A 15,459-nucleotide genomic window follows, 5' to 3' on the forward strand; every position below is an offset into this window, starting at 1 on the left:
CTCAGCTATTGTGCTGAATAAGGGGTTTGTTTTTTACTTCTTTTCATCCCGCGAATCCATTTTTTCGTTTCCGGATCCACGCGATAAGACTCAGTGATTTTCTGCAAAGCCTTGTTGTAAGTGAAATCATCTAAGCTGTTGTTTCTCAAATAACTCATCGTAGGCTCTGGCAATTTCACATAACAAATCGAAAGCGCCCAAGAAACCGCCATTTTTACATAATAGCCTTCATGACTGACCTTATCGAGCAATGGTAAAATCCGGCTGATATACGTTTCTTCAATAAAGAAATTAAGCAGCATTACCACAGCAAATCGGATCTCATATTCTTTATCTGATGATAAGTACGGCATTATAAACTCCCATACCCGTTCTTTATTCTTTACGGTAAACTTCAGGCTTGTGCAAAAGCTATCGCATACCGACCAGTTATCGATTCTGGGAATAAAGTCAGCGATATAACGTAGGATTTCTTCAAGATCTGTCTTCACGTAGCCAAGCACCATACCTTGCAGCATCACTTCTTCAAAATAATCTGTCTCGGCATGCTCCAAATAGGCTCTCCAATCACCCTTTGCAATGATTTTGGCAAGCTTGCGCAGTTCCGGTAGCCTGACGCCTATAACATTATCTATCGTCGGAATTAAGACCGCAGAAAACTTTTGGTAGTCCACATCTGCCAAATTCAATAGCTGTTCTCTTATTGTTTTTTCCATAGTAGTACTCCTTACCCGTCCATTATTCAAATGAAATTTCCCATAAATATATAGAAGCCACAGAACCCAAAGGAGAATAGTTTAGCCGGTATTGTTCAAATTGATCTTTGGTAAGCTTATCAAGTCCATACAGCTTCATCATCCCCCGACGAATCGCAATATCTCCCCAGCTGACCACATCCCGTCGTTCCATAGAATGGATTAACATCATTTCTGCCGTCCACTTGCCAATGCCCTTTAACGTCATAAGTTTTTGTATAACCTCTTGATCTGATAACCCAGGCAATTCCTCCAGCTTAAAATCACCCTGAGCGACCAAATTGGAAATCTCATGGATACATAGTGCCTTTTTCATCGTCATCCCACAGCTTTGAATCTCATCCGCCGTATGTAAGGCTAACTGCTGCGGAGTGATGTCTCCGAACTGAGCCAACATTCTGTTCCAAATGGTCCGAACCGCTTTTACTGAAATAAGCTGTCCTACTATAGCATAGATAAGCGCAGTAAAAAGATCCGGTATAATTACACGTTCCACTCTGCCCATCCGTGCCATAGCTGCGCCAAGTACTGGATCCACACTTCGGAGATAATCTATGTCTTCTTGCCCATAATCAAAAAACTTAGTAATTACGCTGCTCAAAGTGTTTCCTCCCGTATCTGATAGTGATGACCCTAATCCTAATATACAATACCTATTTGGCAGTGTACGGATTGTTGAATAGAATAGCAAGATAGCGAAACTAAAAAAAGCCATAAGACCTCCTAAGATAGGTGGTTATGGCCTATTGTAGCGCACAGGCTTATTCATTCTCAGTAATGTATTTTTATGTTCGCAGGATTCTTTTTTCTTTCGCTGCGCTTAGCCACAAGGGGAATTCATTCAGCAGCTGATCATACAGATCTTCATCAGTCACCTTTTCAATGTGGTCCAGATGAATAAAATTGGCGTTATCCACCAAACGGCCCTTCATCGTATCAAGTTGCTTCAATACTTCAAAATCCGAGTTACCGATTCCGACAAACTGCCAGAAAATCGGTTGGACCGAAGCAGCCATAATCACATTTTTAGTGGATTTCACTACACCACCATCGTTAATAAATATGATAAATACCGGTGTAGAATCGGGTTCTTCCTCCGTATATTTTTTAATGATATCCTCCATTACTGGCGGTTCATTATTGCGGCCAAACTTATGAATGGTACGATTATTTAAAATATGTGTAAACACATATCTTCCTAATTCCTGCTCTGTCACTGGTGGCAGCCGGCTAAACTCCGTATCGTACACCCAAACATCTAACGATTGGTTATCATCAAATTTGCAGGCAACGGCTAATATACGCTCAACTACTTCTTGAACGGTTCCATTATTATAGAGATTTCTCATAGATCCTGTAATATCCAGAACAACGCCTACCCTTGCGATGACTCCTGTCAGATTCTTTTTTTCTAAGGTAATCTGAACAATTTTTTTACGTAAATCAATAGAGGACAGTACATTCTTCTCTTCATAACGGATCGTCTCTAAAGGCAGGGATAACTCAGCTGTGGCCGCTACCTCAGGGTTCCCTTCGTCTTCTTCAATAACGAGCCCATAGTTTGTACATAACGCAGCCAATCCTCCCTCAAAGCCACTACCAATCGCACTGAATTTCCACTCTGGGCCATAGCGATATAGCTCTCCAACCACAATAGCTGTCTCCGTCGACAGGTCAGAGCCATACTCGAAAACGAATAATTCCTCACCGCTAGCAGCATCCACTAAGCGTAGATAAGGAGAGGTTACTTGCTTCATAGAGTGTCCTAATTTTTCTCCTTCATAGATCGTTAAAGTTAAAGCTATTCTAGTAATATCCTTAGGAAGTCGAGAAAGTGTAATGGCGATAGCTTCTTTATCCCCTAGTTGTAAGACAGAATGAGTTACAGCTTCGTCTATAGACAACGGATTACCATAAAAGATAAAGTTCTCATCGCGTTCGCAACGGTTCTGCTCTGACAGTAAAAAAGCAGCAGAGTCTATGCCAATTCTAGTATCAGCAGTCATCCACCCAAATTTCAGCAAAAGCTTGTTCACGTTTCTCCCTTTCGTAATATCCACCTTTTGCCCCTTTATAAGCCGCACTCTATCATCTCCTTATTTTTACTGAACAGCTCATTGTGATTCACTAGATTGTATTTATCATTTTACTACTTTAATATGAAACGTATATATGATAGATAAGGAGCTTTACGAATGGACTTTATAGCAATTGACTTTGAGACCGCGAACTCCAGTCGATCCAGTGCATGTGCCTTGGGACTTGTGGAAGTTAAAGCTGGAAATATAACCGCAGAACATTCTTGGCTAATTGACCCGCAGCAGCGGTTTGATGGCATGAACATTTCGATACACGGCATCACGCCATCAATGGTAATCGGGCAACCTACTTTTCAAGAACTGTGGCCCACCGTAGAACCGTTACTACACGGACAAATCGTCGTGGCGCATAATGCTGCTTTTGATATGAGTGTCCTGCGTTATTGTCTCGATGGAATGTCCCTGAGCTACCCAAGCTTTCAATACTTATGTACCTATTTATTAGGCAAAAAAATGCTGCCCGACCTGCCCTCCCATAAACTTAATGTAGTCTCCGAGTTTTTCGGCATTACGCTAAAGCACCATGATGCCTTAGATGACGCACGCGCAGCCGCTGCAATTCTAGTAAAACTTATGGAGCAGGAGGAGCACTATGATCCTCTATTGCTCTCTGCCAGTCAAGGATATACTAGCGGAACGATGTTTGCCGGCGGGTATACCCCATTTTCCACTCGCACGAAAAAGCCTGCTAAGAAACAAGGCACTAAACATAAACCCTCCATTTATAGCAGCCGCGCCACTTTGTCCAAATAACCAAAGAACATCAAAAACCCCCAACCAGCTCCTTTCTGCTGATTGGGGGTTTGGTTTTACAGGGTATCTCTTAAATCTTCAAACGATACACAGCCTTATTCTCTAGACCTCTGATGAACGGTGTCCATTCCTCGGTCTCCGGTGTGGTATCCAAAGCATCCTCCACCATTTGCAGCTTCGCATCCATCGCATCGATATGATGCAGAGCGACTGCCTCAGCTGTCTGTGGCTGAACAGGACTACCCCATTCGCCCAAATTATGATGTGACAATACGAGATGCTGTAACGCCATAACCTTTTCCGAATTCAAATCAATATCTAAACGGATAGCCGCTTCCGTGATCCAGTTAGACGCCATCGAGATATGGCCAATCAACTTGCCCTGAACGCTGTATTCCGAGACAATCCCAAGCTGGGAGACCATCTCCTCCGGCTTCGCGATATCATGCAGAATGATTCCTGCCTTCATTAGATCTGGATTCAAGAACGGACGCTGCTTGCACAGAAAATCACCAATCTCCAGCATACGCACCATATGATAAGCAAGTCCGGCAAAATAAGCATGATGATGTGTTTTGGCTGCCGGATAATGCATCAATTTCTCTTCGACTTTACCCACACAAAAAGAGACAATCGAAGCAATTTCCGGATCTGAAATACTTGCCATAACCCCTTTAATCGTATGAATAAGGTCTACTGGACGAATTGGGGCAGAACGGATGAAATCCGTAAGTGCAACACCATCCTCATCGTTAACCAACCTGATTTTAGTAATTTTTATTTGTAATTTCTCACGATAAGTATGAGCAATCCCGCGTACCTTCACAAGCGCCATAGGAAAAAAAGTTTCTTTATCGGTTGTGCTGGCATCCCAATATTTCGCAGATAATTGTCCAGTGGAATCCCCCAGAACGATGTCGAAATAATCTTTTGGAGGAGTGCCGTTCGTTTGTTTAATTGCCAGCTCTCTTAAAAGATAAAAGCCAACAAATTCATCTTGTGGAGCGAGCTGTTTAATTTGTGTCATGTTGGAGCCTCCTATTAATAACAGGCTTTTGGCCTGCTCTCTATATTAAACTTTAGACACTCACCTCCAAAATCCCTTTAAATCACTATACGATCTATTTTCATATTTATGTACAAGCCAAGAATATTTGAAAAAGGAGGCTACTCCCCGGCCATATTCTGGCACTGGAATATCCTCCTTTTATTATAAAACGATAATTATTTACCAGCCGATTCAAGCGCTGATTTAATAGCTTCTACCGCTTTAGCGGATATTTCTTTCTCTGCATCATTTTTTCCGAAGGCTGCTGGACGGTAACCATATTTGTGCAGGCTGTATCCGGTCGATGTCGACTCGATTTCACCTTTCACTGCCAGCTCCGCGTCCGTTAACTGATTGATTGTTCTTACACTTCCGTTTTTATCCAAATAATAAACAAGCATTTTGACAGGAACACCGTACTCTACATTCACCATAACATTTACAAGCTTATCGGCACTTACACCAATGAAGATTCCATCGAAATAAGCCGCTTTATTAGCTTCTACAACCTCAGCTTTTCCGTATGCTCTATCCACCGCAGTCTTCAAAGCCACGCTGCTGCTAGTTGCACCAGACACAGCATCTACTTCCTGCACACCTTCTCTAGTCCCTGCTGCGAGGAAGCTAGCCGTCAACTGAGGAATTGCTTTTACCACCTCAGGATAAGCAGCGTTCCCTCTATCTACAAGGTTCATTCCTACACGGTACAAGGATACATTTACGATTTTGCCGTTACGCAGGGTAACGTCCGCTCTGTTCGTTCCTTTATCATAAGCATCACCAAATGCAGTAAAGGTTCCGTCTTTATAGGTTCCTTGGACTTTGGATGCATTGGTCAAAGCATCTGTCAGTGCTGCTTTAGCTGCTGCCGACAATGCTTCTTGGCCTGTAATATCGGCCATTTGCACACCTTTTTCTAACAGCCCGGATGTGAGTGTAGCTACCCATCCTTTTTGTTCTGCACTCAGTTTATCGTCAGCAATCAGCTTGCCGTCAGCTCCAAACAGACTTACTTTAATGCCTGTTACCGCATCTGCATCAACATCAACTAGCAGCAGTACTTTAGATTGGTTATCTACTCCGGCAAATTTGCCGTCAAAATATTGACCTTCAGCAGGAACCTTCAGCGCTTTCTCAAATGCTCTTTCTACAGCTTGGTTCCAGCTGTGACTGCTTTCCGTAGCTCCGGAAATTCCGTCAACCTTTTCATCATAGTTAGCGATATATGAACCATTCGCTAGCAGCTTAGCTGTCATAGGAGCATTTGCTTTTACTACTTCCGCATAAGCTGTTGCCCCTCTGTCAATCAGGTTGTTGCCAAGTCTAAACAGCTTCACATCAACCAACTTACCGTTGCGAATCACGATGTCGGCTCTTTCAACGCCAACACTTCTTGCCGTACCATAAGAGGAATAAAATCCGTCTACATAAGCAGATGTATTGTTGATTATTGCATTCTGCTCAGCATCCCAGAAAGCGTTAATCGCTGCTATAAAGTCGGCATCAAGACCTGCAACAGGCTGTGCCTCTGTTCCTTTGGCCAGCAAGGCTGGAGCTATAGCTGCAACCGCTGCTGCTTGCTCAGCTGTGTAAGCTTTCTCCTCAATGAAATCACCAGCGCTGTTCATAGGATACACTTTAACATCTGTAAGCTTGTTGGATTCGTAGGTCGCGAATACAGAATATTTACCTGTAGGATCTACGCCCATATGAACTCCATCAAAGTAAACGGCATTTGTATCTTTCACTGTCAGAGCTCTTTCAAACGCTCTATCTACAGACAATTTCCAGCCATTACTGGAGCGGGTAGCTCCCGAAACAGCATCAACTGCCGCTGCTCCATCTCTTGTTTTGCCAAGCAATCTATCCTTCATCAATCCATAAGCTTGCCATAAAGCACTATAATTGTTACGAGCATCTCTATCAATCAGCTTAGGACTGGTTCTCAAAAGCTCAATGCTAGTAATTTTGCCATCTTTAATTTCGATCTTGGCACCTTCCGTGCCTTTGGAGTATGCATCGCCATAAGCTACGTAAACTCCATCTTGGTATACGTTTTCATTAACTGTAACAGGCTTTGCTGTAGCCACAGGCTTAACAGTTTCCGCTGGTACTACTGTCGCTGCTGGTACAGCGGTTGCTTTTGGGGTTGCTACTGGTGCTGCTGTAGCTTTTGGGGTTGCTGCTGGTTTGGCTGTTGCTGTTGGTTTTGCCGTTGGCTTTGGCGTTGCTGTTGGTTTTGCCGTTGGCTTTGGTGTTGCTACTGGTTTTGCCGTTGCTTTTGGTGTTGCTGCTGGTTTTGCCGTGGGTTTTGCTGTTGGTTTTGCTGCCGGTGCATCCGCTTCTTCGGAGGCTGCCGATACTGCATCCACCTTCAAGTTTATAGCAGGCACATTAAGTGTGTAAGCAAACGGCGCTAACAATATAGCCGCGCTAACCGTTAAAGAAATTAGTTTTTTCAATGAAAATTCTCCTTTACCAAACCCCAGTGATATGTAGCTTTTTGTTAACCAAACCTTTTTCGTACGATGCCCCTTCTCTTCTTATGAAGCATAACTTCTCTCTTCATAAGAACTCATCCCCCCTCTCATGCCTTTACACGCTCGATTTTCAATAAAAAATAGCTTGAATCTATTTCATTTCTTCCTTTTAACACAAAGCTGTATAAAAGGTGAAATAATTCACATAAGTTACTATAAAAACACTTACACCCGTTTTCCATCAATTTCTGGTTTGATACTACCAGACCTTTCTGCGGTTCTTCTGTATCGAAAATCACACACCCTATAAGAAACATCACTATTTGCGATTAAATTTAATTTATACGCGCAAAGTGATCTCAATAACTGTGCATTCAAGGCTAGCTATGCTATTTTAGAACGATCTCTTATATGGGAAAGGAGTTCTGTGCTTTGAGCAAACAGCCACCTATTGGAGTTATACTCGCCCAAATCGGCACCCCTACTGCACCAACTGCAAAAGCTGTACGGCCTTATCTGAAACGTTTTTTATCAGATCGCCGAATCATAGATTATTCTCCTCTGCTGTGGCAGCCTTTGCTGCGAGGTGTCATTCTGCGTTCACGTCCACGCCGGTCCGCTGAGCTGTACAGTCAAATATGGACAACCGAAGGATCACCATTGCTCTTTCACTCTTTAGCTCAGCAATCTGGATTACAAGAACTGCTGGGTCCACGGTATCAGGTAGAGCTTGGATTGGCTTATAGCGAACCCAGCATGGAGCAAGCGATGGCGAAATTCGACACCGCCGGAGTTACCCGAATTATCATTGTGCCGCTGTTTCCGCAATATTCGTCCACGACTACCGCGTCCGTATTCGATCAGGCCAGCTTTGCAGCCTTAGGTCGCCAAAGCTCCACTGGACCTGTAACTAAACGTCTGATTCCGGCTCTAAGATTTATTGATGCCTACTATAATGAGCCCGGTTATATTTCAGCCTTGAAGTCACACCTACTGCGTCAAATGGAGATTCTGAGCAAAGAACCTGATTATTTTGTACTGACCTTCCATGGGATTCCCAAACGGTATGCGGATACCGGCGATCCCTACCCGCAGCAATGTATGGAAACCGCGCATCTTCTTGCTTCTGCTATGAATTGGGAGCCCGAACGCTGGCAGCTTAGTTTTCAATCACGTTTCGGACGAGAAGAATGGGTAGGACCCTCTACTGCGGATGTTCTGGGAGAGCTTGCCGGACGAGGAATACGTAAGCCTCTGATTTTTTCACCGGGTCTTGTGACCGATTGTCTGGAAACGCTGCATGAGCTAGCCATAGAAGGACGAGAACAATTCGAGGCTGGTGGAGGACAAGCAGAGGAATTTATGGCAATCCCCTGTTTGAATGACCATGAGGATTGGCTTGATTTTTTGGCTGAACATGTAGAAAAAAACGCCCAAGGATGGTAAATCAAAAAAACCGTCTTGTCCACAGATCATTTCTGTTGCAGACAAGACGGTTAGCTATATCAATTGTTAAGCATGAAGAATCGAAAGGATACTTATGCTGTAAGCTGCTTATATTTCGTAGTCAGTTCATGGAACCACTGCTTGTCCTGCAAGGTCAACGCAAAATCAATCAGCTCGGCAATCTCACTCGGCTGTAAATCTGCTGAGTCATTAAAGGATACTTCAGCCGTAGCTGTAGCTGCGCCATTCCCATCCTCTGCGTAATCATAAGAAAAACATAACTTAATGTCACTTTCCAGAAATTCATTACGAAGGAAATATAATACCTCACACATTAACACAGGTCTAACATGATCATCAAAGACACATTCCATAACCTTTGCCCAATATTGCTGGTTGTTGAGGTGTAACTTATCATTAGTTAAGAGATATTTCTCACCCTGAAAATCGGTGACAAATCTCAGTTCAAGCGGCTTCATCTTAAAAATAGTAGCAATTTGCTTCATGCTAATATTCAAAATATCTTGCGTTTCTAGTCTGATCATCTCTCCATGCACCTCGTCCCTCTTAGTTGGGTTATTCGAAACCTGCCATTATCTATAATTCTTTATATGCCATTAATGTAAAATTAACTCCATTAATTCACTTTAATTTTATCTAATTTAACATTATTATCGTCACCTGACTATGCTTTATTTATATTTTTTTAGGATTTCGCTCAGAAAAATGTTTCATTCTCTAAAAATCTGTTTAATATTATTGTTCATTACAAAAGGATGTATAAAGATTACGCATCATGTGAAGCTTTTGCTTTCTTATATTTAAACAAAAAAAACTGTTCTGAAGGGTCATTATGACCTCAGAACAGTTTTTTGCATTAGGATTATACTTCAGTTAATTTACTTAAACAAACAATGGCACTAACTGTATTCCCTCGGGTGAAATCCGCACGAGTCCTTTATCTGTGATACGTAACGTTGGGATAACCGCCAAAGCAAGCAGCGATAAAGTCATAAACGCGTAATTCAAAGTACAGCCGGCATCATACAACGCTTTGCTGATCGCAGCTGATTTCTCAGCAGCAATTTCAAATGGCTCTGTAGACATTAGGCCTGCAATGGCCAACGGGAATAACGTTTCTCCACTAGATGTAATTACGGCGACCCCACCCTGAGCGTCCGCCACCGCGTTCGCAGCTTTGGCCATTAGCTCATTATCATTGCCGATGACGAGTACATTATGACTATCATGAGCAACAGTCATTGCGATAGCAGCCGGTTCTTTAAAACCGATGCCTTCCACAACAGCCACTGATTTATTTCCTGTTCCTTTATGCCGTTCGAGCACAGCGATTTTACATAGACCCTCTACAGCATTTACATCCAGCTGCCCTGCTACTACAGGTACCGAAACCATACGTTCAATGGTCTCCACATGATTTTCTCTTACTTTAATAACTCTTGTAGTAAGTTCCCCTGTTTCAATTGGAGCCGCGATAATAAAATCTTCGGCGGTAGGACGCTGCGGCAAATGAACCGAAGCCAAAACTTCCTCTGGATATGTGAATTTAGCAAGCTCTGCCGTCATCACACCGTTTTCGGCAACGACTACACCAGCAGCAATCGTAAGTACCACACGAACATCGGCCAAATTCCCGTCCAGCAGAATAATATCCGCAAAAGAACCTGGAGTAATAGATCCGATATCCTGAGACAACCCAAAACGCTCTGCTGTATTAATAGTTGCCATTTGGAAGGCTGTTACTGGCTTCACGCCTTGAGCAATCGCATGGCGAACAACGAAATCCATATGACCTTCGTCCCGTAACGATTCCGAGCTGCGGTCGTCAGTTACCAGCATCATGCGACGCGGGTCAAGTCCACGCTCTGTATGAGCGGTGATGGTCTTGGCAACATCATGCCAAGCCGAGCCCCGGCGCATTTTGGCATACATCCCCAGTCTAACGCGCTCAATCACATCGTCTGCTGTCACACACTCATGATCGCCAGTCACACCTGCCGCAGCATACACGGGCAGTCTCCAGTCGCTGGAAGGCCATGTGAAATGACCATCTACAAATCTGCCTGCCCGCAGCGTAGCTTGAATCTCTCCAAGCATTTTCTCATCGCCGTAAACAACGCCAGGGAAATTCATCACTTCGCCCAGAGCAATCACATCTTTGCCCCAAGTAAAAGCTTCGGCAACTTCTTCAGGACCAATTGAGGCACCCGTTGTCTCGAATTCCGCACCTGCCGCAGGCACACAAGAAGCCACCTGCATGTAAGCAGCTAACGGCGTCCCCCGCATCTCATCCAGCATCAATTGAATACCCTTCAGCCCGAATACATTAGCAATCTCATGTGCATCAAAGAAACCACCTGTTGTGCCAAGCGGCAGAACAGCGCGGGAAAATTCAGTAACGGTTAGCTGGGTGCTCTCAATATGGCAGTGGCCATCGAGCAATCCCGGAGCTATATACTTGCCGTTCGCATCAATAACTTGCGTTCCTTCGCCAATCATATGTGTCACATCTTTACCAACATAAGCAATTCGTCCACCTTGAACACCAACAGACATTCCTTCTAGAATTTCACCAGAGCATACGTTGACCAGCTTTCCACCTGTAATTACCAGTGTTGCCGGTTTATCGCCTCTTGCCGTAGCCACAAGCTCAGGTACACAATCCGCTAAAGGCTTTCTTGTAAAAGTTGTCATCTTCATCTCTCCCCCGTTAGTATCCAAGTGTTGTCTTGATGTAGTGAATAGATCCGTAATCATAGAGGATTGCCTAACTATTAAGCCTAGGATAATATAGTTGCGCAGGTCTGTATTTGTAAGAAAAAACGGCTCAATCATCCCTGTAGATGATAGCCGTTTACTTATTCCCAAAGATTGTCCGAACCATCCGGACATGCCCCTGTTTTTACTCTCCCGCCATCCGCTCTATTCCAACGATTATCTTACTTTTGCCTCATATACGTCAAGTGCTGCCTGAACCCCAAACCCGCAAGGCCCCTTAAATCCATGACGCTGTAATGCGGCTTCCAGCGCTCCAAGCAGCCGCAACACGTTATTCTCACGACAGCTAAAACCCATCGTACCGATGCGCCAGATCCTTCCCTTTAACGGTCCAAAAGAACTGGCAATTTCAATTCCGAACCGCCCCAGCAGCAGCGAACGTACAGCTTCCCCATCTATCCCCTCAGGGATGAGCACACAGGTAACAACAGTAAGCTTGCAGGAAGGATCCCCGTATAGTTCTAAACCCATAGCTGTTAATCCAGCTACAAGTGCTTTTTCATGGAGGATATGTCTGGCGAATCGGGCATCCAGCCCTTCTTCAAGGGTAAGCCGCAAGCCCTCCCGCAGTGCATAAAGCATTGAGGTCATCTCTGTATGATGATTGAGACGTTGTGGACTCCAGTAATCCTGAAGCATGCCGAGATCGAAATAATTGCTGCGGACAAAAGATAAGTCACCTGGCTGGACATCACTTGTTCTAATCCCTCGTTCTACTCGTTTTCGGGTCATGAGCTTAGCTTCAGCACGATCATTATACGTTATCGGTGCCATTCCGGAAGGGATGGACAGGCATTTCTGTGTACCGCCAACGACGGCATCCAACATCCAAGCATCTGTCTCGACAGGAATGCCCCCAATGGTTGCAACTGCATCGACTATGAATAAAGTATCCATCCGGCGGCAAGCTCTACCAATTTCCGCGAGTGGCTGCACACGTCCTGTAGAGGTCTCCCCGTGAACCATTGCCACCACATGTGGCTTAAAAGTCTCCATAGCTGCTATCACTTCATCCGGCTCAAACACACTCCCCCATGGCTTTTCCAACACGAACACCTCAGCGCCACATCTTTCAGCAATCTCATGCAATAGATGTCCGAAGCGGCCAAAGATCGGAATCAGCACACGCTCACCCGGCAGGATCAAACTAACCATCACGGCTTCAATTCCAGAACGGGAGGTACCATCGATAGGGTAAGCCCATGAATTAGAAGTAGCAAACAACTCCCGCAGCATTTCCATCGTTTCATTCATAATAGAGGTGAACTCTGGATCAAACTGACCCAGCACCGGAAAAGACATCGCCCGCAGTACACGCGGATCTACCTCGACCGGACCCGGAGTCATAATACAGCGTTGGGACGGCGACAAATCTTCGTAACGCTTCATGATGATCCTCCCTTAAAAGTTCGGCGAACTCTTTTTAATAAGCTAACTCATATAACATCGCAGTCAGAACCTCAAGCCCAGCAACGAGCTGCTCAGGGGAAGTATACTCTTCCGGAGAATGGCTGATGCCAGCTCGGCTTGGCACAAATATCATCGCAGTAGGGCAACGCGGCGCAAACAGCTGGGCGTCATGTCCCGCTCCACTTACCATCATGCGGTACGTCTTCCCCTCTTGGCGACAGATATTTTCCAGCATTGCAGATAGCTTCGTATCCATAGGTGCAGGGACTGTGTGGAGCACGGATGTAACCTCAAGAATCACCCCACGTTTAACAGCAATTTCATTACATTCCGCAAGAAGCTTCTCACAGAAACGTTCCAGTTCGTCCTCTTCACTATGGCGGATATCTAGTGTAAAAAGAACCTCACCCGGGATCACATTTGGCGTATTCGGATACACCTCAAGCTTACCCGAGGTTGCTACAAGAGGTTCACCAGCCGTTTTAGCAGAACTTTCAAGCACGTACAGCATTTCAACCGCACTAGCCAGTGCATCCTGCCGCATAAACATCGGTGTCGTGCCCGCATGATTAGCAATACCACTGACCTTGACCACATATCGTCTCTGTCCAACAATCCCCTGAACTACGCCTATCTGAGTGTCCGTTTTCTCCAGAATAATCCCCTGCTCGATGTGCAGTTCTACAAAAGCACCAATATCATTTCTGACTCCATTCTCATCTGTTACACCTTGCAAAAAGCTGGATTCCGTCATTGCTGCCTGTAATGTCACTCCCTCTGCATCCATACAGGTCTCAGCCTCGCTTCCGTCATACCTTTCCGTGACATGGCCCGAACCCCAATAAGCAAGCGGAAATCGGCTCCCTTCTTCTTCACAAAAAGATACGACCTCAAGCGTCCGCTGCGGCTGGCCAAAGTTCCTCTGCAAATCTTGAAGCGCAATCATAGCCGCAGCGATCCCATAGGCACCATCATATTTTCCGCCATTGACTACAGTATCGATATGCGATCCGGTTAAAATAACCTTTTGCTGCGGATTGCATCCACTCAATCGTCCATATACATTGCCAACCTTGTCTATGGAAACTTCTAAGCCGAGCCCAGCCATTTTTTCCTGCAAAAAAATCTGCGCCCGGCTCCATTCCTCCGTATATAGCAGTCTAGTAACTCCTGGCCCAGGTGTGCTGAATGCCGCCAGCTCCTCCAGCAGCTCCAGCAGTTTCTGAGTCGACGCTTGAACTCTGGAATCATTCATAGGCTGTACTGCTCCTTCCTAATTCGCAGCCACTGTCCACCTCCCTCACTGATCACTCCTTCTTCAGAGGTATAGATCACATTCCCGCGACAGATCGTAGCAACTACTTTGCAGGATAAAGTTCTTCCGATGTAGGGGCTGTGCTTGTGGCGATACAATAAATCCTCCGCAGTCAGCGTATAGGTTGTATTTGGATTCAGCAGAACTAAATCGGCATCTAGACCTAGAGCTATAGCGCCTTTGCGATGCTCTATTCCAAAACGTTTTGCGGGTTGCCCTGCAAGCAGACTGGAAATTAATGTAACATCCAAACCCCGCACATTCACGCCTTCATGGAACATAAGCTCCAGACTGCTCTGCGCACCCGAGATCCCACCCCAAGCTGCAAAAAAAGACAAGTCCGGCTTCACCTTCAATTCCGTTGGACAGGGGGAATGATCCGAAGCAATCAGATCGATTTTGCCTTGGGCCAGCATCTCCCATAACTTCTCCTGCTCCACCGCACTTCGCAGCGGAGGCGCACACTTCGCCACAGGGCCTAAAGCCTTCATATCATTTTCAGTGAGGACCAGATAATGTGGACAGGTTTCGGCCGAAACATCCAGACCTCGAAGCTTAGCTTCATAGATTTTCTCAATGGCGGCGGCCGTGCTGATATGAACAAAATGCAACCGGCAGCCCGTACGTTCACTGTACAGCAGCGCCCTGGACACTGCCTCCAGCTCTGCTTCAGCAGGGCGGCAAGCCGCAAAATCACTTGCGCTGGTTCTGCCATTTCGCACTGCATCTGCGGTCAACACCGCCGTGATAGCCTCACTTTCTGCATGCAGCGCCAGAATCCCGCCCAGAGAAGCGATTCGCTGCATCCCTTGATAGAGTGTATCCTCATCCACTTCACGGAATCTGCCTTCGCCCTCCCCTCCAGGATTGGAGAGAAAGGCTTTAAACCCAGTGACGCCAGCGGCTGCCAAAACTTCTAAATCATCCAGATTGCCGGGAACGAGCCCACCCCACAGCACATAATCAACGGCAGAGTTTCCAGCCGCAGCATCTACCTTTTGACGAAGCCCAGCCTCGTTCACAGTAGGTGGATTACCGTTAAGCGGCATATCTGCATAGGTTGTGCAGCCGCCAGCTGCCAACGCCGCAGAACCGCTGCGAAAGCCTTCCCAATGTCCAAATGTTGGTTCATTAAAGTGGACATGCATATCAATCATACCGGGGAGCACATAGAACCCCTCTGCGTCGATGACTTTGGTTAGCGGCGCAAGCGAAAGTTCCTCTCCAAGTGCGACAATCTTACCCTCTGATACTGCAATATCCAGCTTGAGTACCTGATCGGGCAGCACTACATTCCCGTTCTTAATCACAAGTTCATAGGATTCCTTCATGAGCTGCCACCTCCTCCGGTCGT

At 45.5% G+C, this 15,459-nt stretch carries 12 protein-coding genes and 1 pseudogene; 2 read left to right on the top strand and 11 right to left on the bottom strand.

Annotated features, from left to right (window positions below; genetic code table 11):
• Nucleotides 1-5: 5 nt before the first annotated feature.
• The 4 genes and pseudogenes from MHI15_RS16310 to MHI15_RS16325 form a co-directional block, all read right to left on the bottom strand.
• Nucleotides 6-716: a DNA alkylation repair protein gene (locus MHI15_RS16310; protein WP_341164612.1), complete on the bottom strand. Its 711-nt coding sequence runs from the start codon at nucleotides 714-716 to the stop codon at nucleotides 6-8.
• A gap of 22 nt (nucleotides 717-738) precedes the next feature.
• Nucleotides 739-1,356: a DNA-3-methyladenine glycosylase family protein gene (locus MHI15_RS16315; RefSeq protein WP_076099514.1), complete on the bottom strand. Its 618-nt coding sequence runs from the start codon at nucleotides 1,354-1,356 to the stop codon at nucleotides 739-741.
• Nucleotides 1,357-1,540: 184 nt separating this feature from the next.
• A complete protein-coding gene (locus MHI15_RS16320) occupies nucleotides 1,541-2,212 on the bottom strand; it encodes a vWA domain-containing protein (protein ID WP_256716638.1) in 672 nt (223 codons plus the stop codon).
• Between the two features lie 111 nt (nucleotides 2,213-2,323).
• Nucleotides 2,324-2,839 (bottom strand): annotated as a pseudogene (locus tag MHI15_RS16325) (TerD family protein); the annotation flags it as partial.
• Between the two features lie 111 nt (nucleotides 2,840-2,950).
• Here MHI15_RS16325 and MHI15_RS16330 point away from each other — a divergent pair.
• Nucleotides 2,951-3,607 carry a 3'-5' exonuclease gene (locus MHI15_RS16330; protein ID WP_076282260.1) on the top strand — a complete coding sequence of 219 codons (657 nt, stop codon included), beginning with the start codon at nucleotides 2,951-2,953 and terminating at the stop codon, nucleotides 3,605-3,607.
• Between the two features lie 70 nt (nucleotides 3,608-3,677).
• On the opposite strand, the gene MHI15_RS16335 is transcribed toward MHI15_RS16330, so the two are convergent.
• On the bottom strand, nucleotides 3,678-4,634 hold the full coding sequence (locus MHI15_RS16335) for a 3'-5' exoribonuclease YhaM family protein (protein WP_036680004.1): 957 nt from the start codon (nucleotides 4,632-4,634) through the stop codon (nucleotides 3,678-3,680).
• A gap of 197 nt (nucleotides 4,635-4,831) precedes the next feature.
• Complete coding sequence (locus MHI15_RS16340) at nucleotides 4,832-7,117, bottom strand: FMN-binding protein (RefSeq protein WP_076309622.1); 2,286 nt, start codon at nucleotides 7,115-7,117, stop codon at nucleotides 4,832-4,834.
• Nucleotides 7,118-7,567: 450 nt separating this feature from the next.
• Here MHI15_RS16340 and hemH point away from each other — a divergent pair, with 450 nt between their 5' ends.
• A complete protein-coding gene (gene hemH, locus MHI15_RS16345; RefSeq protein ID WP_175617361.1) occupies nucleotides 7,568-8,581 on the top strand; it encodes a ferrochelatase in 1,014 nt (337 codons plus the stop codon).
• Nucleotides 8,582-8,673: 92 nt separating this feature from the next.
• Here the strand turns inward: hemH and MHI15_RS16350 are convergent, their stop codons facing one another.
• The 5 genes from MHI15_RS16350 to MHI15_RS16370 all read right to left on the bottom strand — a co-directional run bounded on the left by MHI15_RS16350 (nucleotide 8,674) and on the right by MHI15_RS16370 (nucleotide 15,436).
• Nucleotides 8,674-9,126 carry an IDEAL domain-containing protein gene (locus MHI15_RS16350; RefSeq protein WP_076125508.1) on the bottom strand — a complete coding sequence of 151 codons (453 nt, stop codon included), beginning with the start codon at nucleotides 9,124-9,126 and terminating at the stop codon, nucleotides 8,674-8,676.
• Between the two features lie 358 nt (nucleotides 9,127-9,484).
• The gene (locus MHI15_RS16355) at nucleotides 9,485-11,302 is read right to left on the bottom strand and encodes an adenine deaminase (RefSeq protein ID WP_076306753.1); all 1,818 of its coding nucleotides are present in this window, start codon (nucleotides 11,300-11,302) and stop codon (nucleotides 9,485-9,487) included.
• Between the two features lie 234 nt (nucleotides 11,303-11,536).
• Nucleotides 11,537-12,769, bottom strand: a complete 1,233-nt coding sequence (locus MHI15_RS16360) for a pyridoxal-phosphate-dependent aminotransferase family protein (RefSeq protein WP_076309621.1) — start codon at nucleotides 12,767-12,769, stop codon at nucleotides 11,537-11,539.
• Nucleotides 12,770-12,803: 34 nt separating this feature from the next.
• Nucleotides 12,804-14,045 (bottom strand): allantoate deiminase, encoded by a 1,242-nt coding sequence (gene allC, locus MHI15_RS16365; RefSeq protein ID WP_341164613.1) that lies wholly within the window; start codon nucleotides 14,043-14,045, stop codon nucleotides 12,804-12,806.
• Complete coding sequence (locus tag MHI15_RS16370; RefSeq protein WP_280752614.1) at nucleotides 14,042-15,436, bottom strand: allantoinase; 1,395 nt, start codon at nucleotides 15,434-15,436, stop codon at nucleotides 14,042-14,044. Before MHI15_RS16370 ends, allC begins: the two co-directional genes overlap by 4 nt.
• Nucleotides 15,437-15,459: the final 23 nt, after the last annotated feature.

This window comes from Paenibacillus sp. FSL H7-0918 (assembly GCF_038007025.1).
GTDB lineage: Bacteria > Bacillota > Bacilli > Paenibacillales > Paenibacillaceae > Paenibacillus_AQ > Paenibacillus_AQ odorifer.

Coding starts and splice junctions, on each gene's coding strand:
- allC (WP_341164613.1), bottom strand. CDS start 14,045: ATGAATGATTCCAGAGTTCAAGCGTCGACTCAGAAACTGCTGGAGCTG.
- MHI15_RS16310 (WP_341164612.1), bottom strand. CDS start 716: ATGGAAAAAACAATAAGAGAACAGCTATTGAATTTGGCAGATGTGGAC.
- MHI15_RS16335 (WP_036680004.1), bottom strand. CDS start 4,634: ATGACACAAATTAAACAGCTCGCTCCACAAGATGAATTTGTTGGCTTT.
- MHI15_RS16355 (WP_076306753.1), bottom strand. CDS start 11,302: ATGAAGATGACAACTTTTACAAGAAAGCCTTTAGCGGATTGTGTACCT.
- MHI15_RS16330 (WP_076282260.1), top strand. CDS start 2,951: ATGGACTTTATAGCAATTGACTTTGAGACCGCGAACTCCAGTCGATCC.
- MHI15_RS16350 (WP_076125508.1), bottom strand. CDS start 9,126: ATGATCAGACTAGAAACGCAAGATATTTTGAATATTAGCATGAAGCAA.
- MHI15_RS16370 (WP_280752614.1), bottom strand. CDS start 15,436: ATGAAGGAATCCTATGAACTTGTGATTAAGAACGGGAATGTAGTGCTG.
- MHI15_RS16360 (WP_076309621.1), bottom strand. CDS start 12,769: ATGAAGCGTTACGAAGATTTGTCGCCGTCCCAACGCTGTATTATGACT.